Here is a 23,133-nt window from a genome sequence, read left to right on the forward strand (position 1 = left end):
CGGCAGTCCCCCTTGCCGGAGCAAGCGCGAGCGCGCGAGGATGCGCGGCGTGGAGTCCGCCGTTCTTGCCGCCGCGGTCCTCCTGTTCGCCAGCACGGCGGTCGCCGTGGTCCGGGTCGTCCGCGGCCCCACCGACACCGACCGGATCGCCGGGGTGTACCTGCTGAGCACCGGAGGCGGCGCGACGCTGGCGGTGCTCGCCGACGTGGCCGGCGAGCGGGCCTACCGGGACGCGGCCCTCGTGCTGGTGCTGCTGTCGTGCGTGCTGTCCGCGGCCTTCGCCGCGCGGGAACGCCGGGACGGCGTCGCGACTGCCGCGGCGGAGGGCCCGGCAGCGACCGGCGGGCACGACGAGGCAGGTGGCGGGTGATCCCGGTCCTCTCCGTCGCCCTGCTCCTGGGTGGCGGGCTCGTCGTGGCCGCGGCCGCGGTGGGCCTGCTGCGCTTTCCGGACGCCACCGCCCGCCTGCACGCGCTGACCACCGCGGAGAACCTCGGCCTCGGGCTGGTCCTGACCGGCCTGGCGCTGCGGGCGGACTCGGTAGCGGCCGCGCTCAAACTCGGCCTGATCTGGGTGGTCGTCCTGGCCACGTCGGCGACCACCGCCCAGCTGGTGGCCGGCCGCGCCCGCGATCGGGTCGACTCCCGCGGCGCTCGATGAGCGACGGCTCAGTGGGGACGCTTCTCGACGGCGTGCTCGCGGTCGCCGCCGTCGCGCTGGCCGCGTCCTCGCTGCTGGCGCGGGGCCGCTTCCCCGCCGTCGGGTTGTTCATCGGCTTCGGCGTGGTGGTGGGGTTGATCTACGCGCGGTTGGCCGCTCCGGATCTCGCCATGGCCGAGGTCGCCATCGGAGCGGCGGCGACCGGCGCGCTGCTGCTCCGGACGGTGTCGGCAGCCGCCGGAGAGGCCGCGGCGAGGACGTCGCCGCGCAGCCGGGTCCGCTCTGGGCCTCCGCGAGTCGCCGCGGTCGTGGCTGGGGCGGTGACCTCGGCCGCCGTGCTGGGCGTCGCGCTGGCCGCCGTGCTGTCCGTACCGCCCCGTACGAGGCTGTCCGCCCTGGTCACGGAGCGGGTGCCCGACAGCGGCGTGGAGCATCCGGTGACCGCCGTGCTGCTGGCCTTCCGGGGGTTCGACACGCTCCTGGAGGTGGTGGTCGTGCTGGTCGCGGCCGTGGCGTGCCTGGCGCTCGCCCCGACACCGCAGGCCGGCCTGGCGCCCGTGCCACCGGCCGCGGCGGCTCCGTTGTCGTTCCTGGTGCGGGCCGCGGTGCCGGCTGGGATCGTCGTCGCCGGCTGGGTGCTGTACATCGGCACGTACGCGCCGGGAGGCGCCTTCCATGGCGGAGCGGTGCTCGGGGGCCTGCTGCTGCTGCTCGTGCTCACCGGACGGCAGCCCCCCGTGCTGGGGCCACGGGTCCTTCCGTCCGGCCTCGCCCTGGGCGCAACGGTGTTCCTCGCCGTGGGGATCGTCGGCCTGCTCACCGGCGGGGCGCTGCTGGATTACGGCAACCACGCAACCGTCGCCATCGTCACCATCGAGTCCTCGATCGCCGTGTCGGTCGGGGTCACCCTCGCCGCGTTCTACCTCGCCCTGGCTCCCGGCCCGCACGGCGCGCTCCGGTGACCCGGGCCGTCCTGTTCGTCGCGACCGGCGGTGTCCTCACGATCGTGGGGCTGGTGGGTCTGGTCGCAATCGGTGACCTGGTACGGCGGGTCGTCGCGGTGAACGTCATGGGCACCGGCGTGTTCGTGGTGCTCGCCGGCCTCGCCTGGCGTACCGACCCCGAGAACCCCGACCCGATACCGCACGCCCTGGTGCTCACCGGCATCGTGGTGACGGTCAGCATCACCGCGATCGCGCTCGCCCTGGTGCAGCGGGTCGAGGCCCTCGAGCGGCAACCCGACGCGCCCCCACGGAGCCCGGGGCCTGCCCCGTGATCGCCCCGAGCCTGGTCGTGGCGGTGCCGCTCGCCGCGCTCCTGCTCACCACCGTGCTCCAGACCCGGCGCGCGGAGCGGACCGTCGCGGCCGGTGGCGCCGTCGCCACCGCCGCGGCGGTCGGCGCGGTCGTCCTTGCTCCGCGGCCCACGGCGATGCCCACCGAGCAGCTCGGCGGGTGGGAGGTGCCGCTGGGCATTCCCCTGGCCGTGGACGGGCTGTCCGCCGTGCTGCTGGGCATGACCGCGGTCGTCGGCCTGGCCGTGACCGCCTACGCGATCGCCGAGCGGCGGACGGGGGCCTTCTGGCCGCTGTGGTTCGGGGTGTGGGTCGCGCTCAACGTCATCTACGTCGCGGCCGACGCCTTCACCCTCTACGTCGGCTTCGAGGTGCTCGCGCTGTCTGCGGTCGGGCTCGTCGCGCTGGCTGGCGGCGTCGCGCTGCGGGCCGCCCTTAGCTATCTGTTCGTCGCGGTTCTCGGGTCCCTGCTCTACCTGCTGGCGGTCGCCCTGCTCTACGCCGACCGGGGAACGCTGGCTTTCGCCACGCTGTCGGAGACGGCCGGGTCGGCTCCGGTCGCGGCTGTGGCGCTGGCCCTGGTGACCGTCGGCATGATGCTCAAGTGCGCGCTGCTGCCGCTGCACGGCTGGCTGCCCGACGCCCACGGCGGCGCTCCGGCGCCGGTCAGCCCGGTGCTGTCCGCGTTGGTGGTCAAGGGCGCGCTGTTCGTCCTGGTGAAGGTCTGGTTCACGCTGCTCCCCGGAACCGGTGGGGTCACCGCGGCCGGGCTGCTCGGCGGGTTCGGCGCGCTGGCCACGGTGTGGGGCGCGTGGATGGCGTGGCGGCAGGAGCGGCTCAAGCTCGTGGTGGCCTACTCCACGATCGCCCAGATCGGGCAGCTGTTCCTGATCTTTCCCCTGGCCACATCCGTCGGCGACGCTGACCCCGGCGGGTTACGCACGGCCTGGACAGGAGCGCTCACCCTCCTGGTGGCCCACGGCCTGGCCAAGGCGGCGATGTTCCTGGCCGCGGGTGCGCTGGCGGCCGGTCACGGCAGTGATCGGCTCTTGACCATGGCGGGGGCCAGCGCGCGACAGCCCGTGGCAGTGGCGGCGTTTGCCCTCGCCGGTCTGAGCCTCGCCGGCCTGCCACCCAGCCTCGGTTTCACCGGAAAGTTCCTGCTGCTGGAGTCCAGCGTGCAGACGGGCCGCTGGTACTGGGCCGTGCCGGTCGTCGTCGGCGGGCTGATCTCCGCCGCCTACGTGATGCGCGTCGTCGGGCTGACTTTCGACCTCAGCCCCACCGACGCTCCGCACGGCGCCCGCCCGGCGACGTGGAGCCGTGAGGTGCCGGCGGTCGTCCTCGCCGCGCTCGTCGTGGTACTCGGTCTGACCGGTGCCGGCGTGCCCGATCGCATCGCCGAGTCCACCCCGTCGACGGCCGCGGCGTCGATGACCGGCAGCGGAGCGGATCGGTGACCTTCGGCGGGTTGGTACCGCTGGCCCTGCTCGCCACGTCGCTGGTCACCGCGCTGGTCATCTTTCCGCTCGGTGAGGAGCGGCACCGCGCGCGGACCGTGGTCAACCTGGTCGGCGCGACGCTGAAGGTCGCGATCGTGGTCGCGGTCTTCGAGCCGGTGCTCGGCGGTGCGCAGTTCGCCTGGACCTCACCGCTGGCGCCCGGGGTCGAGCTGGTCCTGCGGTTCGACGAGCTGTCCCTGCTGTTCATCGCCTTGTCGGCGGCCCTGTGGCTGCTCACCACGGTGTACGCGATCGGTTACCTGGAGGACTCCCCGCACCGCAGTCGGTTCTTCGGGTTCTTCTGCCTCTGCGTGACGAGCACGGTCGGCATCTCCCTGGCCGGCAACCTGGTGACGCTCCTGATCTTCTACGAGCTCCTCACGGTGGTCACCTATCCGCTGGTGGCGCACCGTGGCACCCCGCAGGCCTTGGCGGGGGCGCGGACGTACCTCCGGTACACGATCGGCGGCGGCGCCGTGCTGCTGGTCGGGGTGGCGTGGCTGACCGCTCTCGGGGCCGGCGGCACCTTCGAGCCCGGCGGCACCGCCGCCGTGGCCGCGCTGGCCGCCTCGGAGCCGCTGGTCATGCAGGTCGTGTTCCTGTTGCTCGTCGGCGGCTTCGCGGTGAAGGCGGCGGTCTTCCCGTTGCACGGCTGGCTGCCCCGGGCCATGGTGGCGCCGGCCCCCGTGAGCGCTCTCCTCCACGCGGTCGCGGTGGTGAAGGCCGGCGCGTTCGGCATCGTCCGGGTGGTCCACGATGTCTACGGCCCGGCCGTGGCCGACCGCCTGGGCGTGCTCCTGCCCCTGGGGGTGATGGCAGGGATCACGATCGTCTACGGGTCGGTCCGGGCCCTGACCCAGGACGACCTCAAGCGCCGGCTGGCCTACTCCACCGTCAGCCAGGTGTCCTACATCGTGCTGGGCATGGCGCTGGTGGGCGCGGTGAGCACGACTGCGGCGGTCGCTCATCTCGTGCACCAGGGCCTGATGAAGATCACCCTGTTCTTCTGCGCGGGGGCCCTCGCCGAGACCCTCGGCCTGCACCGGGTCTCCGAGCTGCGCGGGGTGGGCCGGCGGATGCCGATGACCATGGCAGCCTTCACCGTCGGCGCGCTGGGGATGATCGGCGTGCCGCCGGTGGCGGGGTTCGTGACCAAGTACTACCTCGGTGTGGGCGCGCTCTCGGCCGGCCAGCCGTGGGTGATCGGCGTGCTGGTCGTGAGCACGCTGCTCAACGCGGCCTACTTCCTCCCGATCGTCGTCGCGGCCTGGTGGCGCCCACCGGAGGCCGGGGTGGCCTGGGCGGGGCGGCCCCGACCCCGCCGTGAGGGCTCGTGGCTGCTCGTGATTCCGCTGGTCGTGTCCGCGGTCGCCTCGCTGGCCGCGGGGCTCTTCGCCGGGGCGTGGTGGAGCCCGCTGGCGCTGGCAAGGGAGATCGCCGAGCGGGGTGGCGGATGACCTCGCTGTGGACGACCTGGCTGTGGGTGGCCGCGCTCGCCGCGCCCTTGGCCCTGGCCGCTCTCCTGCTGCCGGCGGTGACGCGGGCCGCGGCCGTGCGGTGGTCACCCTTGGCCTGCCTGCCGGCCGGGCTGCTGGCCCTCGCCGGGCCGGCGGACGGCCTCTCCGTCCCCTGGCTGCTGCTCGGCGTGAGGCTGGATCTGGACGACGTCTCCCGGCCGCTGCTCGGCGTGACGGCCCTGCTCTACGCGGTGGCGCTGGCCGTGTCGCCGGCGGAGCGGGCCGGGGACCGGCGGCTGCCGGCCTTTCTCGCGGTGTTCCTGGTGGCCTACACCGGTAACGTCACCCTGCTCATCGCCGCCGACATCGTCACCTTCTACGTCGGCTTCGCCGTCATGTCGCTGACCGCCTACGGGCTGGTCGTGCACTTCCGGACCGACCGGGCGATGCGCGCCGGCCGCGTCTACCTCGGATTGGCCCTCGTCGGCGAGGTGTTGTTGCTCAGCGGACTGATGGCCGCGGCGGCGGCCGCCGGAACCGATATGGCAGCGGTCCGCGAGGCGCTGGGCGACAGGGCGAATCTGCCGGCGGCGGCGCTTGTCGTGGCCGGCCTCGGCGTCAAGGCGGGATTGGTGCCGCTGCACGGCTGGCTGCCCGTGGCCCACCCGGCCGCGCCGGTGCCCGCCAGCGCGGTCCTGTCCGGGGCAATGGTGAAGGCCGGCCTGGTGGGGTGGCTGCATCTGCTGCCGATCGGAACACACAGCCTGCCCGAGCTGGGCTCCTGGCTCGTGGCGCTCGGGCTGGTCGGCATCTTCGGTGCGGTCGCCCTCGGCCTTCTGCAGGACGAGCCGAAGGTCCAGCTCGCCTACTCGACGGTCAGCCAGATGGGCTATCTGGCGGTAACAGTGGGGGCCGGGCTGCGCGAGGCGTCGGTCGGGGCCGCCGCGGTCACCGTGGCCGTCGTCTACGCGGTTGCTCACGGCACGGCCAAGGCGGCGCTGTTCCTCTCCATACCGGTCGTCCAGGCTGCTGCGCCGGGCGCCCGGCGATGGATCGCGCTCGGCGGGGCGGGCGTGGCCGGGTTCGCACTCGCCGGCCTTCCACCGCTCAACGGCTTCGTGGCCAAGTACGGCCTGAAGGATCTGGCTGCCGCGGCGGGAGTGTCCGAGGTCGTGTTGTCCCTCGGAGCCGCCGGCACCGTATTGCTGATGGCCCGGTTCTGGCTCGCCCTGGCCGCCGGCGACAGTGTCCCGCGACCGTGGAGCGTCCTGCAGAGCGGATGGCTCGTCCTGCTCCTGGCCGGTCCGGCCGGGGTATGGGCGCTGACCGCGGCGGGCCCGGCGGTGGACGTGTCCACGACCGTGGCCAGCGTGTGGGCGGGGGTCTGGCCGGTGCTGCTCGGCCTCGTTCTAGTGGTACTGGCGGTGCGTGGGGCCGCCCGGTGGCCGCTGCGCCGGTCAGCGCGGCCGCCGGCCGGTGACGTCGTCGTCGTCCTGGAGCCCGCTGCGGTGGGGGCGCTGCGTGCCCTGGACGAGGCCGGCCGCCTGCCGGGGCGAGCGGTCCAGGCCGTCGTCACCATCGCCGGACACGCCGCGTCCCGGTGGCCCGGGGGAGCCGCAGAGCTCCTGCGCCTGCCGGGCTGGCAGTCGGTGGGGCCGCTCGCCGTGGTCGTCCTGGTGGTGCTCGCGGGGGTGCTGCTGTGGTGACCGCGCCGGTGTGGTGGGTGGCCGAGTCCGTGGGCCGTGGCGTCGCCCTGGCGGCGCTGTGGTGGATCGTGAGCGAGAGCAGCACGCTGGTCGGCCCGGAGCTGGCGGTCCTGGTCGTCGCGACCGCCACGGCCGCCAGCCTGTGGGTGTCGCCACCGCATCCGCGCCGCCCGGCACACCCGCTGCGACTCGCCGGCGCGCTGGGCTGGTTCCTCCTCGCCTGCGTCCGCGAGGGCAGCCGCGTCGCCGCGCGCGCGCTGCGACCCGGGCCTCCGGTCGAATCGGTGGTGGTGGTCCACCGACTACGGCACCCCGACCGCCCCGACCTGGCGATCCTGCTGGCCGACGTGATCAGCGTGCTCCCCGGAACGCTCGTGCTCCGCATCGACGACGACGCGCTGCTGGTCCACGTCCTCGACCGCGACCGGCTCGATCTCGCCGACCTCGCGGCGACCGAGCGGCGGCTGGCCGCTCTCGTCAGCAATCGCTCGACCGCGCTGGAACGGTAGACCGTCGCACGCGGAAGCATCCCCACTCCCTGGTGACTCATGTCAAGATGCGCGCGTAGCGGCCTTCGTTGACTCGTGAGCGGATGCGCGCGTGGAGAGGGCCTACACTTGGGGCTTGGCCGCGGCGCGGGCCTTGCTGGTGGTCAGGGTGAGTAGCTCGGCGGTGAGGGCCTGGATCTGGCGCTGGATCGCGGCCGGGTTCAGACCGACGTGGGTGTCTTTCATGATCGTCTTGTCCTCGGCGGTGACTGCGTCATGGCGCTGGGCCCGGCGGTGTGGCGTGGTCGGGCGGTCGTAGCGCTTGGTGACCTTCGCGCCGTCGCGGACCTTGGAGATCAGCTTCTGCTGGGCCAGAAAGTAGTAGGTCTTCTGCGACTGCAGCACCCAGATCTTGTTCAGCAGCCGCAACTCGGCGGGGGTGTCGTAGCGGTGTTAGCCGACCACGGTGCGCACCACCGCCCAGTTCTTCTGCTCCACGTGCGCGCCGTCGTTGGAGCTGCCCGGACGGGACCGGGTGAAGGTGATGCTGCGCTGCTCGCACCAGACGAGCAGGTGATGGTTGATGAACTCGCTGCCGTTGTCAGAGTCCACGCCCGGCAGCGGGAACGGCATGATCTTCGCGACTTCTTCCAGTGCGGCGATCACACACTTGCGGGCCTTGTTGGGCACCGACCGGTTCTCCGTCCAGCCGGTGGCGATGTCGGTCACCGTCAGCGTGTAGGCGTGGTCGCCAACGGCGTTGCCGCCCTCATGGCCGACCAGGTCCATCTCCACGAACCCCGGTACGGCGTAATCCCTACGCCCAGGTGCGGATCGGGATCGAGTCCTTCAGCAGCGACCCGGGCTTGGTGTGACTACGCCCCCGCAGGTCTAGCGCGGCCCGGTACTCGGCCAGCCGCCGGTCCATCGTGGCCGGCGACATCACCATCAGCGCCGCAGCCAACTCGTCACTGACGTCGAGCTCGCCGAACCGCCGCAAGGTGGGCACCAGCTCGCCCATCACCGGGGCCAGCCGCTTGCCCGTCGGCGCGCCCAGCACCGCCCAGCAAAACCGCAGCGCCAGCACGACGTCGGTCCCGTACTTCGGGGCCCGTGGCTGCCGGACGCGCACCACCTTCGGCATCAGCGCCGAGGCCAACGCCTTGCGCGCGTGGTTGCGGTGCCAGCCCGTCGTCGCGCACAACTCGTCGAGGAGCGCGCCCTTCTCCGCCCTGCTCGCCCGCCGATACCGAGTCGCGATGGCCCTGGTCACTGCCTGCCGCTGGCCCATCGTCAGTCCCATCACCGGGGCCTACCGGCGGGCCAGGGCCCCGCCCGGCAGGCGCGCTCCACGCGCGCACATCTCGATGAGTCAACGACCCCACCTACGCGCGCATCTTTGGTGAGTCAACGCGACCCCTTGCGTGCCGACTAATCTTTCGCGTAACATTTTTCGCACGAGGAGAGTACCCGCCGCCTCCGCGGCGCCATCATCCGACAGTCACGGCCCCTCCGGGCCCGGGTGCAGCAGTTCCAGCGGGAACTGGGGAGACCTCGAACCAACCCAGGAGCTCCCACGGTGTCCTCCCTTCCCGCACCCCTCCCGGTCCACGACTCCAGCACACCTGCAACTACGGGCCTGACCTACCGGGTGCTCGCCGTCATCCTCGATCGCGACGACCTCGTCGAGGTCCTTCCGGCAGCCCTGGCGGCCGCCCGAGACGACCACGTCGAGCTGCACATCGCACTGATCAGGCCGGAGCCACCAGAGACGCTAGAAGGTGCACTGAATGCCGCCCTGCTCGAGCACACCGCACACGAGGTCGTCGAGTTGCGGCGGCGCGCCCGCGCCGCTGCGGCCAACTCCGGCGTCGGCTGGACGATCGACGTGCACTTCGTCAGCGGGCTGCGTGGTCGCCGGCGCCACGAGGTACTCGAGCACGCGGTCGACGAGCTGGCCTGGCGGTACGATGCGCGACCGCTGGGCCGGTGGGCCCAGTGACCGCTGGAGCCCGAGGGCCGCTGCGCACCTACCGGCGCGCCGCCGGCCCGACCCCCGAGACGGTGCTGCTGCTGCAGGCGGTACGCAGCTACCCGTCGGTGTCCCTGCTGGCGACCACAGCACCGGGCACGCGGATGACGGCCCAGGATGCACGCACATTGCACGGGCTCGCCGAGGAGGCCGCCGACCGGCTCCGGGCGGAGGACTCGCCGCAGAGCACCGTCGTGCTGGACGAACTGGGCAAGGCGTTGGCTCGGGCAACCTCCGGACCGACCGAGCAGGCCATCGGCGTGTTCGTAAACGCGGGAATGCAGAAGATCGTGCACCTCTCGGTGCCGGTGACCGACCGCGCGGTCGTCGACCCGGCCTTCGCCACCAGAGACCTGGTCCGCGGTCTCCACCGCACTCCGCGACACGCCGTCCTGGTTCTTACCGAACGGGAGGCCCGTCTGTTCGAAGGTGTCGACGACCACCTGGTGCCACCGGCGCGGTCGGGCTTTCCGCTGACTATGCCGGAGAACCGCGACGCCAATAGGGCACAGGTGACTGCTTTCCTGCGCATCGCCGACCGGGCCTTGGGCATCTACCTGCGGCTGCACCCTGCGCCGCTGGTCCTGGTCGGCGCCCAGCAGACCGTCGCCGAGTTCCGCCGGATCTCTCTCAACACCGGCCGACTGGCCGGCACCATCACCTGCAGCTTCCCCTCGATCCCGTCGGCCCATCTGGCTCCCCGCATCCGCGGCGCGCTCGAGCGGTACCTGCTGTCCCGGCAGGACGAAGCGCTCCAGCTGGTCGAGCGCAGGCGGCCCGACGACAAGGTGGTCGAAGGCCTCTCCGCCGCCTGGCTCGCCGCCCGTCGGGAACGCCCCGAGATGCTGGCGGTGGAAGAAGGCTACTTCTTTCCGGCCCGAATCAGCGACGCCGGCGACCACCTGAGCGCGGCCGAGGACACCACCCATCCCGATGTCGTCGACGACGCCGTCGACGAGCTCATCGAGACGGTGCTCCTTCGCGGCGGCTGGGTCGCCTTCGTCGACGACGGCCGACTGGCCAAGCACGGCCGGGTGGTGCTGACCACCCGGTGACCGCACGCCTCGTGGCCTGAGCCGGGCCGGGCCGGGCCGGGCCGGGCCGGGGTGACCGTACCCACGGCCCAGCGCTCGCTTTCGGCTCTTGTCGGACTCCTCGTTCTGGCCCGGCGACGACACGCCGACGCCTCCCTATGAGCGCCCCCGCCGAGTAGACGCCTGCCCGGCTACTGTCGGCGCGCCGTTCCCGCTGGCCGCAGGCACGCTCGTGCCCTCCGCCGGCCATGAACGCATACCGGTGCGAGGAGAGGTGGGCGAGAAATGGACGTCACCGGGCTCACCTGGGCAGTGACCGTCGGGGCGGTGGTGGCACTCCTGGCCGTCGACCTGGCCGTCGCGGCGGCCAGACCGCACCGCGTCGGCTTCCGGGAGGCCACCGCGTGGTCGGTGTTCTACGTGCTGCTGGCTCTCGGGTTCGGCGCCTGGCTGGCCGCGTCGTACGGCGGTGACTTCGGCGCCCAGTACTTCGCCGGCTACGTCGTCGAGAAGAGCCTGTCGGTGGACAACCTGTTCGTCTTCGTGATCATCATGACCACGTTCGCCGTCCCCGACGAGCACCAACACAAGGTGCTCACCTTCGGCATCATGCTGGCGCTAATCATGCGCGCGGCCTTCATCGCCGTGGGTGCGACGCTGATCTCGTTGTTCTCCTTCATGTTCCTCCTCTTCGGCGCGCTGCTGATCTGGACGGCGGTGCAGCTGTACCGGCACCGCGATGAGGACCCGGACATCGAGAGCAACGTGCTGGTCCGGACCGCCCGGCGGGTGCTGCCCGTGACGCCGGACTACGTCGGCGGCCAGCTGCTGGCCCGAGTCGCGGGTCGCCGGATGGTCACCCCGCTGTTCATCGTGCTGATCGCCATCGGCAGCGTGGACCTGCTTTTCGCACTGGATTCGATACCGGCGGTCTTCGGGGTGACGCGGGAGAGCTACATCGTCTTCACCGCCAACGCCTTTGCCCTGCTCGGCCTGCGGGCGCTGTTCTTCCTGGTCAGGGGGCTGCTCGACCGGCTGGTCTACCTCTCCGCCGGGCTGGCGTTCATCCTCGCCTTCATCGGCGTCAAGCTGATCCTGCACTGGGCGCACGTCGACATCGACGAACGGGTGCCGGAGATCCCCACCCCCGTGAGCCTCATGGTCATCGGCGTCACGCTCGCCCTGGTCACGGTCGCCAGCCTGGCCAAGACCCGCCGCGATCCGGAGGCCAAGGCACACGCCGGTGCACTGCGGGCAACCCGCCCCCGCGAGGACCAGCACCGCTCGTAGGCCGCGGTCGACCTTCCTCGACCGCGGTCCCACAAGCTGGTGAGGGGCAACAGGGCGCGGGCCCCGAACAAAACCGACACCACCTCGGCAAGCGTGGCGAACGGGTCGGAAAACCTCGAGAGCGCGGTAAGAGTCGGACTCATCCGGTGGACGGCCCGACCGCCCGGTCGGGCGCAACCGGCGACACCTGCCGCTGGAAGCCCTTGCTCGACCGGGGGCGGGGCTCGTAGAGGCTCCCGTTGGGGAAAGCGAACCCTCGAACGGCGCGGGCCGACCGACTGAGCAGCGAAGACAGTCGTCCGGTCGACGACGCCACTGACCTCACTCGCGCCATGACTCCTCGCCATCTGGGCCTCAGCGGCGGGCACACCGGCGATCACCGCTGAGCGGGGTGCCCGGGTGTTCAGCCCTCCGTGTTGCCTCACACCATCCGGACCTGGTTTTACGAACTGGCTTTCGCTATTCTTGGGCCCGAGCCGGAGAGTAACCTCCGCTGGCGATCCCGTGAGCCCGGCACCTTCCCGGCATCGCCGCCAGCAAGGGTGGGCGAGCCCGCCTCCGTCAGACAGTGCTGCACAGCGACGCGAGGAGTGGAACATGGCGGACGACGTGACGCGCCCCTCGCTGCGGGCACTCGTGGCGCAGACACCGGAGAGCCGGGACCGGGTGGTCGACCTGCTGCGGGCGGCGGCGATCCTCACCGTGGTCGTCGGGCACTGGCTGGCCGTGGTCATCGTCATCCGCGACGGGCAGCTGAGCGGAACTAACGCTCTGGGGCTGTGGCCACCGGCGGAGTGGTTGTCGTGGCTCCTGCAGGTCATGCCGCTCTTCTTCCTCGTCGGCGGGTACGCCGGCATGGCGTCCTGGCAGTCGGCCCGCGCCCGCGACAGGCCGCCACTGGGCTGGCTGGAGGACCGGCTGCGCCGGCTGTTGCGGCCGACGACGGTCTTCCTGGCCGCCGTGCTCACCGGTATCGTCGTCGGCCAGCTGGTCGCCGATCCGGACCTGGTCGCCACGGCTGCCTGGTTGGTGGCCATCTCGCTGTGGTTCCTGGCCGTCTACGTCGCTGTCGTCGCCACCACCCCGCTGCTCGTCACCGCGCACGAGCGCTGGGGGCTACGGGTGCCACTGGCGCTGGCGCTGGCAGTGGCGGTCTCGGACGGGATCCGGGTGGCCTCCGGAATTGCGCTGGCAGGGGCACTGAACTTTCTGCTCGTGTGGCTGTGCCTCTATGCGCTGGGCGTGGCGTGGCGATCCGGCACACTGCTGACCTGGCGCTCCATGCCGGCCGCAATGTTCCTCGTGGGTGGACTGCTGGCTGTCGGATTGGTAGCGCTCGGTCCCTACCCGGTCTCCATGCTGGGCGTGCCGGGTGAGGCGTTCCAGAACACGGCGCCGCCCACGCTGGCGCTGCTGGCCTACGGCGTCGCTCAGGCCGGACTGGTCCTGCTGATCCGTGGCCCGCTGGCCCGGCTCGCCAAGCTGCCGCTGGTGTGGACGGCGACGGCCGCGGTCAACGCGACCGTGCTGACCGTCTACCTGTGGCACATGGTGCCGGTGCTGGTCGCAGCGCCGACCCTGTACCTGACCGGCATTCTTCCCAGACCCGAGCCGCTGACCGTCGATTGGTTCGCCCTGCGCCCCGTGTGGGTGCTCGCGTGCGCGGCCGTCCTGGCGATCCTGGTCGCCGCCCTTGGACGCATCGAGCGACCGAACGGCCGGCGTCGCCCCCCTGCGGCGGCGGTCACCCCGCTTCGTGCCGGCGCCGCAGCGCTGGGCACTGGGTCGATCTGCGCCGGCCTGGCCCTGCTGACCGCAGCCGGTGTCGACCACGTCACCCGGCCGGCCACCGTCGCCGCGACCGTGGTGCTGTATGTAGCGGGCCTGGCAATCGTCCGGGCTGCGGTGCGCACGGGACGAAATGCGAAGGTTGTTTCACGAGAACCTATGCAGTAGCGTCGTAACGCGGCGCCGGGGCATCCGGCGACCGGCGCCGAGAGGGGGTGCCTCCGTGTCCGATCTGGTCCCGTGGCTGGGCCTAATTGTGTGGTGCGTCGCCATCGGGCTGCGCCTGCACCCGAGGACCCGGTCGTGGGCGCCGCGCGGCATTGCAGGAAGAAGCGCTCTCCGGCAGGCAGGAATCGTTTCTCAGCCCCCGGCACGGCCGGCTTCCGGCTCCGCCGCCGACTACGCCCTCCAGGCCGCAGTCCCTAGCCCCCGTGAGTCCGTCCGCCCCCGTACCAGCCCGTTCCGAGAGGTGTCTCGATGACGCAGTCGCCCCCGTCCGTTCCGACGGTCGGCCTGGATGACCTCCAACTACAGGATCCGTACCTGCGTCCAGCGACAACGGTGGCCGAGGCGCTGGCGGTGGAGCCGGCACGCGGGTTGAGCGAGGAGGAGGTAGCCCGTCGCCGGGAGGTCTTCGGAGAGAACCGCCTGGCCGAGCGACCGCGGCGGCCGGCCTGGCTCCGGTTCCTCGACCAGTTCCGCAGCCTGCTGATCCTCATCCTGCTGGGCGCCGCCCTGCTGGCAGGTCTGGTTGGCGACCTGAAGGACACCATCGTCATCCTCGTGGTGCTGCTAATCAACGCCACTATCGGCTTCGTCCAGGAAAACAAGGCCGAGCGCAGCCTGGAAGCACTGCGGGACATGCTCGTGCCCACGGCACGCGTCCGCCGGGGCGGCGAGGCACGGGTCGTGGACGCCGGGGAGTTGGTGCCCGGCGACCTGGTGCTGCTCGAGGCCGGTGACCGCGTGCCGGCCGACGGCCGTTTCCTGGTGGCCCAGTCGGTGGAGGTCGACGAGTCGGCGCTGACCGGCGAGTCCCAGCCGGTGGCCAAGGACACCGCCCCGGTCGGCGCCGCGCCGGGTGAGAAGGTGCCGCTGGCCGACCGCACCGGCATGGGCTACATGAACACCACCCTCACCCGCGGCCGGGCCGAGCTCGTGGTGACCGCGACCGGCATGCAGACCGAGGTCGGCGCCATCGCCGAGCTGCTGAAGAGCGGAGAGGACCCCAAGAGCCCCCTGCAGGTCCAACTGGACTCGGTGGGCAAGCGCATCGCCGCGATCGGCGGTATCGCCATCGCCATCTACGCGACGATCGCCCTGATCCGGGGCGAGTCGCTCGGGGAACTGGCGCTCTCCGCAGTCGCCTTGGCCGTCGCGACGGTGCCCGAGGGCCTGCCGGCCGTTCTCGCCCTCACCTTGGCCCTCGGTGTGGCCCGGATGGCCCGCCGCGGTGCCATCGTCAAGCGGCTGGCCTCGGTCGAGACGCTCGGCTCGGCGACGGTCATCTGCAGCGACAAGACCGGCACCCTCACCCTGAACCAGATGACCGCGCGGGCGCTGGTCTTCGCCGGCCGTCGGCTCCGCGTCGAAGGGGAGGGCTATTCACCGCAGGGCGCCATCATCGACGAGTCGACCGGCGCGCCGGCCGGGGACCTCGACGGCCTCCTCAAGCCCCTCGTCCTGTGCAGCGACGCCACACTCGCCGCCCCGGCCGCGGGCGGCCGGGCGGGCATCGTCGGGGACCCCACCGAGGGAGCGCTGGTGGTCGCGGCCGCCAAGACCGGCATCTCCGCGCCGTCCCTGCGGGCCGCGGTGCCGCGCATCGCCGAGCTGCCCTTCGACAGCGCACGCAAGTTCATGGCCACCGTGCATGACGACGGCGGCCGGGCGCGCGTCTACGTCAAGGGAGCCCCGGACGTGCTTCTCGCCCGCAGCGCCGCGGTGCTCACCGAGGAAGGCGTCCGCGAGCTCGACGCCGCCGAGCGGGAGCGGCTCGCTGGCGAGGTCACCGCGCTGGCCTCCCGTGGCCTGCGGGTGCTGGCTGCCGCGACCACCCTCCTGGATGACCTGCCCACGAGCGGGGACTCCGCCGCCGCGGAGGCACTCGCCGAGCGGCTCACCGGACTGACCCTGCTCGGGTTGGTGGGCATCGCCGATCCACCTCGCCCACAGGCCAAGGACGCCATCGCCCTGGCGCACCGGGCCGGCGTCTCGGTCAAGATGATCACCGGCGACCACCGCGACACCGCGGCCGCCATCGCCCGGGAGCTCGGCATCCGCGGCGAGGTGGTCACCGGCGCCGAGCTGGACCTCATGACACCGGAGGAGCTGTCGGAGCGGGTGGAGCAGGTCGGCGTCTTCGCCCGCGTCGCACCCGAGCACAAGGTGGCCATCGTCTCGGCGCTCATCGCGCGGGGCCACGTCGCCGCCATGACCGGCGACGGCGTCAACGACGCCGCGGCGCTGCGCTCGGCTCACATGGGCGTCGCTATGGGGATCACCGGCACCGAGGTGACCAAGGAAGCCGGCGACATGATTCTCACCGACGACGACTTCGCCACCATCGTCGCCTCGGTCCGCGAGGGCCGGTCGATCTACGACAACGTCGTCAAGTTCGTCCGCTTCCAGCTGTCCACCAACATCGGCGCCATCCTGTCCTTCCTCGGCGCGACCGTGGCCGGCCTGGCGGCGCCGCTCACCGCGATCCAGGTGCTCTGGGTCAACATCATCATGGACGGCCCCCCCGCCATGGCCCTCGGCGTCGACCCCGCCCGGCCCGGCCTCATGGACGACCCGCCCCGCAAGCCGGAGGAGCGCATCCTCAACCGCACCAGACTGCTCCGGATGTTCCGCGCCGGCGCCATCATGGCTACCGGCACCCTCGCGGTCCTCGCCCTAGCGGAGGACGCCTACGGTGCCGCGGTAGCGGCCACGATGGCGTTCACGACCTTCGTGCTGTTCCAGTTCTTCAACGCGCTCAACGCCCGGGCCGAGCGGGAGACGGTGTTCACCCGCCATCTGTTCACCAACCGCTGGCTGTGGATCTCGTTCGGCGCGGTGGTCCTCCTGCAGGTCCTCGTGGTCCACGTACCGTGGCTGCAGGGGCTGTTCGACACCACGCCGTTGACGGGCTCGCAGTGGCTGGTCTGCACCATGGTGGCGGCATCCATTCTCGTGGTGGAAGAAGCCATCAAGCTGGCACGGCGGGTGACAACCCGACGCTAGGCTTACCCGTCTCAGCAAGCGCGCGCGACCGAGGAGCGAGCCGATGCCCAGCGATCAGCAGCGTAAGCAGATGCTGCGTTGGTGTCGGCGAGCCGGGTCCGCGCAGCAGCTGTGCCGCAACAGCAGAACGTGCTGGCCTACGCCGGGGGGACAGCGCTGCCGCTGTCGGTCCGGTGGGCCGGGCTCAGGGCGGCCGTAGGCAAGTGGCGCGCACGGTCGGTCGCCGATCCTCGCGACAGCTCGCCGACGGCGCCCAGCCGGGGCGACCGCCATCGCAGAGTTCGGTCCGGCTACGCCCTGGATCACCGACCCGGTGCCTTGTCCGGCCGACCGAAGGCGCCGGTAGCCCTGCGCCGCGTACACCGGCTGTTCGCCGCGATTGCCGCCACCGCGACCGAGCCCATGGCAGCGCGACCGCCCTGAGCCGGAGTAGGCGTGGCGGTCCTCGGCCCGGGGGCCCGGCCAGCCGCCGACACGGAGTGGACCGAAGCGACGTGGGTCGACGCCACCGCGACCGCGCGTCCGGCAGGGCCATCCAGGTCGCACATCTTCCCGCGCTCGAGGTGGAGCGTGACTCACTGGTCCGCGTCATGGCACCCGAGATCGTCCGGGCCGAGCCCCGCCGCATCACCGTTTCACCAGCCACGCCACCGCCCTTGGAGGGCCACCGATGACGCTTCCCTCACCGCCGACCCGCGGCTCCTGCGGCTCTCGGGCTGAGGCAGTTCAGGGCAGGGTGTCGGATGCGCTCACCGAAGACGCCCTCCGGGCGTCCTATGCGCGGCTCGGGCGGACCGTCGATGATCTGCCGACGCCGTTCTACATAGCGCACCGTGGCGGCTCGCTGATGGTGCCGGAAGGAACCATGGAAGGGTACCGGGTGGCCGCCGCCATGAAGGCGCAGGCCCTGGAAGCCGATGTGCAGCTTCTGACCGACGGCACCGTCGGGGTCATGCACGACGCCACTGTGGATCGGACGACGACGTCCACTGGCAACGTCGCCGATCACAGCGCCGTCTCCTTCGGCCAGCTGAACATCGACGCGTCCACCTACCTCGGTGGCGGCTGGCCAGACAACCTCCGACCGGCGATGGTCGACGCCTGGCTGCGCGAGTTCGGCAACCACATCGTGCTCATTCCCGAAGCCAAAAGCGCCGGCTCGGTCGGGCCGCTGTGTGACCTGCTCGACGCGCACCGGATCCATCCCGACCGCGTGATTGTGCAGTCGTTCTCGGCCGCGGACTGCGCAGTCGCTGCGGCGCGGGGCTACCTGGCGTGCTTCATCGGGTCGACGAGCGTCGCGACAGCAACAGCGATCGGCGCTGCGTGGATCGCCCCCCATCACACGCAGATCACCGCCGGCTTCGTCACCGAGGCGCACGCGGCTGGCCTGAAGGTGGCCGCCTGGACAGTGAACCGCCGCTACAGGCGCGACCCGCTCGTGGCGGCCGGGGTCGACGCCATCTTCTCCGACGACCCTGCGTACCTGCAGGACGACACCCTGCTGCGCACCACCGACCCCTTCAGGTCGCAGGCCTGGTATCCCGGACTGCAAGCCAATGGCCCGTCCGGCTGCGATCGGGGCAAGTTCTACCCGGACGGGTCGTGGGGCTGGGACCCGGCCGGCGCCAGCGTCAACTTCGCCCTGCACGGCTACCTGCGACCGCCGGATCCGTCAAGCTTCACCATGGACCTCGACCTGCGGATCGACGGTGGCAGCGGCGGGGACCCCACCCGGTGGGCCTCCGTGCTCCTCACCACCGCGGACTACCCGTACGCTGACGCGCCGCACGAAAGCATCGACGGCTACCACCTGGTGATCCGGCAGCAGGGGCAGCTGGAGATCCACCGGGTGCCACCGGGCACTAGCGCTTCGCTGATCGGCACCTTTCACTCGGGAAGCGGAACAGACCTCGTCCTCGGCGCGTACACGCCGTACCGCATCACCGTCACCCCGAGACAGATCACGCTCGCCCGCCGGGACCTGACCGCCGAGACGGTGACCGCGACCGACAACGCCGCCCGGGGCTCGTTCATCACGCTGGGACGCAACCAGGCGGGCGTCCGCTTCAGGGAGATCACGCTGTCATGACCGAGCACATCGACCCCACCAGCCCCTACGGGCAACCCGGCCACGGCCCCGCCGATCCACCCGGCTACTTGATCGAGCGCGGCCGCGACGGATGGCATTGGACCCGCCGCGCCGATGACCACACCGAGTCCGGCTACGACAGCCACACCGAAGCGGTGGAGGCTGCCGAGGCCAACCGTCAGGCGAGTGAGTCGTAGCGACCACGAGCGCAGTTGCGACATGCCCGCACGCCACTGTCGGAGTGGGCGGTCCAGGTCGGCCAGTTGCACGGTCCGGCGCTGCGACGGGAACGCCCACGCAACGCGGGCCACGAGCGGCGACCTGGCGGCAGCTGCGCCCTCCCGAGCCGGTCGTCGAGGCGGTGCGTCCGGTGCTCGCCGCCGTCGGCGCAGCGGCACCGGATGTCGGCCGTCACCTGGCCCACACCCGGGGTCCCCGGCCCCGATGTGCCGGTACAGGGTCGCATGCGGTACGCCGATCAGCCCGTCGCGCTGCCGCTGACCGAGAGCTTCGCCGTCACCGATCAACTCGCCATTGGCGGGGCATCGGTGGAGGGCGGCGTAGTGCGGGTCGTCAGCGAGGACCGGGCGCGCAGCCCGGTCGCACCGATGCCCTCGACGTCCACCACTCACGTGTCGGCCGACGACCTGGCCGGCATGTCGGCGGGGGACCACCGCCGCGCGTTCACCGCGTTCGTCGCCGGCCTGCTCAGCGACTTCGACTGCCATCTAGCCCGCGGGCACGTCGACTTCTCCCCCGACACCGTCGGCTACCGCGGCGCGGCCTGTGGCTGTCCGACGTGGTGCTGGGCGCCATGCTCGGGACCTGGAGGCCGTCGTCGGCTCCTACCTCGGCAACGACCCCGCAGAAGGCGGCGGCTGTCCACCACCGTGCTCAGCCAAGAAATGGGCCGGTCGCTTCCGGTGGTGAGCACGGGCCGCGCACGCAGGCCCGGAGCCCGAGGTCGACCCCAGAGACGTAGCCGCGCGCCGGAACGTAGCCAGGTCGGACGCCGGCGGCCGCTGCGTCCTCGAACGGCGGCGCATCCCTAACCGGCAGCCATGTGACTGCACCTGACAGCGGTGAGCTGACGTGCAGAGGTGTGCGGGCCGCTGGGACCGTCCCCTGGACGGCCACCTTGGCCGACACCAAAGTGCCACGCCGACCACCGCCTCACCATGCGGCGACCGACGGTCATCGCCTGACCGAACCCTCCTGGGACCCCGGACTCGGTCAACCGGCGCTCGAGCGGGCCGCAGGCCTACCCGCTTGATGTGCCGCCAATCAGGGGCGCACGCTGCCAGTCATCCGGCCCGGGCTTGCGGACGAATCATTTTCCTATAATTTGGTTCGTACGGGGGAGTACTCGCCGCACACTGCGGTGCTGCGTTCGCCAGTCCCGCCCCCCGCGGCCCGGACGCAGCCGGTCACTTTCGGACCGGAGAAGACCTCGCCGACACGCCGCGGAGCGCACAGTGCCTCTCCAGCTCACCGCGTCCTACTCCCCCACCCTCGTCTCGCCGACGTGGCCGCAGCAACAGCGCCCGGTGCTGACTGTGATCCTGGACCGGGACGACGTCGAACTCACCTTGCCCGCGGCTATCGAGTCGGCGACACCGGAGGGCCGACGGTTGTGCGTGGCCATCATCCGGCCCCGACCGCGGTGGTCGAGGGACGCCGTCCGGTACGCCCGGCGGACCGAGGAGTCGGATCGGCAGATCGTCGATCTTCTCCACCTCGTCACAACCAAGACCGCCAGGGTCAGCGGCAAGTCGATCATCGGCGTCCACCTCATCGCCGGGCTGCGCGGCCGATGCCGTGCCAAAGTGCTGGAGCGCGCCGCCCGCCGCTACGACGCCCAGCCGCTGGGGACGGAGGCCACGTGACCGCCGGCTCCCGCGCCGGCCTGCGCGCTGGGCGGCTGGCCGGTCCGGCCCCCGAGACCGTGGCGCGTCTGCAGTCGGCGCGCTGCTACCCCTCGGTCTCCCTACTGGCCACCACGACCCCAGCCCGGCGCATGACCGCCACCGACGCACGCACCGTCTCCCGACTGGCCGAGACGGCGTTCGAACGGCTGCAGGCCGAGGCCGGAACGAACGACGTCGTGCTGCACGCACTGGACAGAACCGTCTCCAGGGCCCTCGCCGGCCCCACCGGCCGGGCGATCGGCATCTTCGTCAGCACCGAACTGCAGGACATCGTGCCGCTGCCCGTGCCGGTCAGCGACCGGGTCGTCATCGACCCGACCTTCGCTACCCGAGACCTCGTCCGTGCACAACAGCGCAGCCCACGACACGTCGTGCTCATGCTCACCGAGCAGGAAGCCCTGCTACTGGATGGGTCCGGCGAGCAATTGGCCGCGCCACCCCGATCCGGCTTCCCGATCATCGCGCCGACCGGCCCGGACCAGCGCACACCGGAGGCGCTGGACGCCTTCCTCCGCCAGGTCGACCGAGCGCTCGTCACCTATCTGCGGCTTCATCCAGCACCGCTGATCCTGGTCGGCGCCGAACGCACCCTCGCCACGTTTCAGGGGCTCTCGCGCAACAACGCCCGACTGGCCGGCACCGTCACAGGCACCCTCACCGAGGCACGCTTGATAGATCTTGTGCCCCGGATTCGCGCGGTCCTCGGGCGATACCTGCTCTCGAGGCAGGACGACACCTTGACCCTGATCGACCACCGCCGGTCCCGTCACAAGGTCGTCGACGGCATCGCCGGGGCCTGGCGGGCAGCGCACGCCGAGCGCCCCGAGATGCTGGCCGTCGAAGAGGGCCTCGCCTATCCGGCACGGATCAGCCCGGACGGCGGCTCTCTTGTGCCCGCCAAGGACGCCGATCACCCGGAGGTCATCGACGACGCCGTAGAGGAGCTCATCGAGCTGGTCACCAAACGAGGGGGCTGGGTCTCCTTCGTCGCAGACGGCCTCCTCGGCGAACACGAGCGAATCGTGCTCACTCTCCGCTGAGAATCACGTCATCGCTTTGCTCACCGCACCGATCAAGGCCACCGACGACGGAGCACTCCGGCAGATGCCCCGCTCCGTCGGAGGGACGCACAGTCGCTACCGTCCGAGTCGTGGCACCTGATCCGGCGCCCGAGACCGCCGACGGGGAGCCGAGCGATCGGGAGGTCGGCCGACGCTTCGCCGCGGGCGGCGGGCAGGGACTCGCCTGGGCCCACCAGCGGCGGGCCGCCCGTGTGCACGGCATCGCGGTGCGCGCCTTCGGCCTCGGCCCGGACGCCGGGTGCGTCACACAGCGGACCTTCGCTTCCGCGTGGACCGGCCGGGCCGGTTTCCGCCCTGATCAGGGTCCGCGGTCCGGGTGGCTGGTCGGCATCTGCCGGCGCACGATCGCCGACACACAGGCGCGGGAGCAGGAGCGCCGCGAGAAGGAGGCACCGTTGCCTCAGAGGGTGTTGGGTAACCGGCGTTGAGCTGAGGGTGACGGCGTGAGGGCGGGCGCTCGTTCCAGCGGCGTGGCGGCTGGTAGCCCGCAGCGAGTCGGTGATGGTCCGGTGGATGTGTGTCTGTACATGCCAGCCGCGGTCTGCGGCTCTTCCCGGCATGACAGCTCGCTGACCGACGGCCAGTGGGCGCAGATCGAACCGTTGCTGCCGGTGGCCAATTCCCGCCACGGCGGCCGGCCGTTGAAGTTCGACCGCCGGCTGATCCTGGACACCATCCTGTATGTGCTGCCCACCGGCGGTGCCTGGCGGCTGGTGCCACACGACCTGGTCCCCTGGGATGCCGCCTACCGCTGGTTTCGGGCCTGGAGCGCCGATGACACCTGGCGAGAGGTGCACGAGGCGCTGCGCGACCGGGTCCGTGGAGCCGACGGGCGCGACGCCCAGTCCACCGCCGCGGTGTTGGACTCCCAGTCGGCCAAGAGCGTCGGGGGCGGCGAGGCGATCGGCTATGACGCCGGCAAGCGGGTCCGCGGCCGCAAGCCGCATCTGCTGGTGAACAGCAACGGGCTGCTCCTGCATCGGGTGGTGCACTCGGCCAGCGTGCAGGACCGGGCCGGCGCCAAACTTGTGCTGACCGGCATGCACGAGCAGTTCCCGCAGCTGCACCTGGTCTGGGTCGACGGCGGTTACGTCGACGTCGTCGATCAGGGCCTGATCGGCTGGGCCGACCACCACGAACAGCTCCAGATCGTGGTCGTGCCCCGCAACGCCGACGTGAAGGCTTTCAGGTACTGCCCCGGCGCTGGGTGGTGGAACGGACCTTCGGCTGGTTGACGAGGTGCAGACGGTTGGCGCGCGACTACGAACGCAAGACCACCCACACCGAGGCGATGATCGACGTGGCGATGATCCGGCTCATGGCCGCCCGCCTCGTCGGTGACGACATCGAGCCCCGGGGCCCGATCGAGACCGAGGCCGCTCGACGCCTCGCCGAGGACCTCAACGACCAGAAGTAGTCAGCCGGTTACCCAACACCCTCTCAGGCCCCGGCCCCGGCCCCGGCCGCGGCTGCCGGCCCTGCGGTTCCGGCGCCGGCGCGGTGGCAGCTGATCGCTTGCTGATCCTCTCCTAGCTTGACCGCCTGGACCGGT

Annotated in this window: 21 protein-coding genes and 1 pseudogene; 19 read left to right on the top strand and 3 right to left on the bottom strand. The window is 71.7% G+C overall.

From position 1 onward, the window contains the following. Positions 1-49 precede the first annotated feature (49 nt). From BN344_RS02245 to BN344_RS02280, 8 genes are read left to right on the top strand one after another with little or no spacing between them, the layout of a single operon-like run. A complete protein-coding gene (locus BN344_RS02245; RefSeq protein WP_051515463.1) occupies positions 50-370 on the top strand; it encodes a monovalent cation/H+ antiporter complex subunit F in 321 nt (106 codons plus the stop codon). Then, positions 367-660: a cation:proton antiporter gene (locus BN344_RS02250; RefSeq protein WP_040336836.1), complete on the top strand. Its 294-nt coding sequence runs from the start codon at positions 367-369 to the stop codon at positions 658-660. Before BN344_RS02245 ends, BN344_RS02250 begins: the two co-directional genes overlap by 4 nt. Then, positions 657-1,622 (top strand): hydrogenase subunit MbhD domain-containing protein, encoded by a 966-nt coding sequence (locus BN344_RS02255; RefSeq protein ID WP_081788313.1) that lies wholly within the window; start codon positions 657-659, stop codon positions 1,620-1,622. Before BN344_RS02250 ends, BN344_RS02255 begins: the two co-directional genes overlap by 4 nt. After that, a complete protein-coding gene (locus BN344_RS02260; protein WP_040336838.1) occupies positions 1,619-1,936 on the top strand; it encodes a cation:proton antiporter subunit C in 318 nt (105 codons plus the stop codon). Before BN344_RS02255 ends, BN344_RS02260 begins: the two co-directional genes overlap by 4 nt. Then, complete coding sequence (locus tag BN344_RS02265) at positions 1,933-3,414, top strand: complex I subunit 5 family protein (protein WP_051515464.1); 1,482 nt, start codon at positions 1,933-1,935, stop codon at positions 3,412-3,414. The genes BN344_RS02260 and BN344_RS02265 overlap by 4 nt, the downstream gene beginning before the upstream one ends. Then, positions 3,411-4,913 (top strand): proton-conducting transporter transmembrane domain-containing protein, encoded by a 1,503-nt coding sequence (locus BN344_RS02270; RefSeq protein WP_040336839.1) that lies wholly within the window; start codon positions 3,411-3,413, stop codon positions 4,911-4,913. Before BN344_RS02265 ends, BN344_RS02270 begins: the two co-directional genes overlap by 4 nt. Then, entirely contained in the window at positions 4,910-6,619 is a 1,710-nt protein-coding gene (locus BN344_RS02275; protein ID WP_051515465.1) for a complex I subunit 5 family protein, read from the top strand. The genes BN344_RS02270 and BN344_RS02275 overlap by 4 nt, the downstream gene beginning before the upstream one ends. Further along, on the top strand, positions 6,616-7,128 hold the full coding sequence (locus BN344_RS02280) for a Na+/H+ antiporter subunit E (RefSeq protein ID WP_166518173.1): 513 nt from the start codon (positions 6,616-6,618) through the stop codon (positions 7,126-7,128). Before BN344_RS02275 ends, BN344_RS02280 begins: the two co-directional genes overlap by 4 nt. Before the next feature lie 102 nt (positions 7,129-7,230). Here BN344_RS02280 and BN344_RS20045 read toward each other — a convergent pair whose 3' ends face one another. Genes BN344_RS20045 through BN344_RS20055 form a run of 3 tightly spaced genes read right to left on the bottom strand, consistent with a single transcriptional unit; the run spans position 7,231 to position 8,410 of the window. After that, positions 7,231-7,536 carry a hypothetical protein gene (locus BN344_RS20045; protein ID WP_197022212.1) on the bottom strand — a complete coding sequence of 102 codons (306 nt, stop codon included), beginning with the start codon at positions 7,534-7,536 and terminating at the stop codon, positions 7,231-7,233. Positions 7,537-7,560: 24 nt separating this feature from the next. Next, positions 7,561-7,896, bottom strand: coding sequence for an integrase catalytic domain-containing protein (locus BN344_RS20050; protein ID WP_197022213.1), 336 nt, complete (start codon positions 7,894-7,896; stop codon positions 7,561-7,563). A gap of 28 nt (positions 7,897-7,924) precedes the next feature. Beyond that, entirely contained in the window at positions 7,925-8,410 is a 486-nt protein-coding gene (locus BN344_RS20055) for a hypothetical protein (protein ID WP_197022214.1), read from the bottom strand. Between the two features lie 276 nt (positions 8,411-8,686). Between BN344_RS20055 and BN344_RS02290 the strand changes: the two genes are divergently transcribed. The 11 genes and pseudogenes from BN344_RS02290 to BN344_RS21145 all read left to right on the top strand — a co-directional run bounded on the left by BN344_RS02290 (position 8,687) and on the right by BN344_RS21145 (position 22,998). Further along, positions 8,687-9,109, top strand: coding sequence for a hypothetical protein (locus BN344_RS02290; protein WP_155858718.1), 423 nt, complete (start codon positions 8,687-8,689; stop codon positions 9,107-9,109). Next, entirely contained in the window at positions 9,106-10,194 is a 1,089-nt protein-coding gene (locus BN344_RS02295) for a baeRF3 domain-containing protein (RefSeq protein WP_051515467.1), read from the top strand. Before BN344_RS02290 ends, BN344_RS02295 begins: the two co-directional genes overlap by 4 nt. 264 nt (positions 10,195-10,458) lie before the next feature. Next, positions 10,459-11,463 carry a TerC family protein gene (locus tag BN344_RS02300; protein WP_040336841.1) on the top strand — a complete coding sequence of 335 codons (1,005 nt, stop codon included), beginning with the start codon at positions 10,459-10,461 and terminating at the stop codon, positions 11,461-11,463. Positions 11,464-12,060: 597 nt separating this feature from the next. Continuing rightward, positions 12,061-13,419 (top strand): acyltransferase family protein, encoded by a 1,359-nt coding sequence (locus BN344_RS02305; protein ID WP_051515468.1) that lies wholly within the window; start codon positions 12,061-12,063, stop codon positions 13,417-13,419. Positions 13,420-13,728: 309 nt separating this feature from the next. Beyond that, positions 13,729-16,479 carry a cation-translocating P-type ATPase gene (locus tag BN344_RS02310; RefSeq protein WP_051515469.1) on the top strand — a complete coding sequence of 917 codons (2,751 nt, stop codon included), beginning with the start codon at positions 13,729-13,731 and terminating at the stop codon, positions 16,477-16,479. 736 nt (positions 16,480-17,215) lie between these two features. After that, positions 17,216-18,571 carry a glycerophosphodiester phosphodiesterase gene (locus BN344_RS02315; protein ID WP_166518174.1) on the top strand — a complete coding sequence of 452 codons (1,356 nt, stop codon included), beginning with the start codon at positions 17,216-17,218 and terminating at the stop codon, positions 18,569-18,571. Further along, entirely contained in the window at positions 18,568-18,768 is a 201-nt protein-coding gene (locus BN344_RS02320; protein ID WP_040336843.1) for a hypothetical protein, read from the top strand. The genes BN344_RS02315 and BN344_RS02320 overlap by 4 nt, the downstream gene beginning before the upstream one ends. A 1,278-nt stretch (positions 18,769-20,046) precedes the next feature. After that, positions 20,047-20,457, top strand: coding sequence for a hypothetical protein (locus tag BN344_RS02325; RefSeq protein ID WP_040336844.1), 411 nt, complete (start codon positions 20,047-20,049; stop codon positions 20,455-20,457). Between the two features lie 131 nt (positions 20,458-20,588). Then, positions 20,589-21,539 carry a baeRF3 domain-containing protein gene (locus BN344_RS02330; RefSeq protein ID WP_155858719.1) on the top strand — a complete coding sequence of 317 codons (951 nt, stop codon included), beginning with the start codon at positions 20,589-20,591 and terminating at the stop codon, positions 21,537-21,539. Between the two features lie 569 nt (positions 21,540-22,108). Beyond that, a pseudogene (locus BN344_RS02340) lies at positions 22,109-22,842 on the top strand (IS5 family transposase); the annotation flags it as partial. Continuing rightward, complete coding sequence (locus BN344_RS21145; RefSeq protein WP_341765880.1) at positions 22,831-22,998, top strand: hypothetical protein; 168 nt, start codon at positions 22,831-22,833, stop codon at positions 22,996-22,998. The pseudogene BN344_RS02340 and the gene BN344_RS21145, both read left to right, overlap by 12 nt. Positions 22,999-23,133: the final 135 nt, after the last annotated feature.

It is taken from the genome of Candidatus Blastococcus massiliensis AP3 (genome assembly GCF_000582785.1).
Classification (GTDB): Bacteria; Actinomycetota; Actinomycetes; order Mycobacteriales; family Geodermatophilaceae; genus Blastococcus; species Blastococcus massiliensis.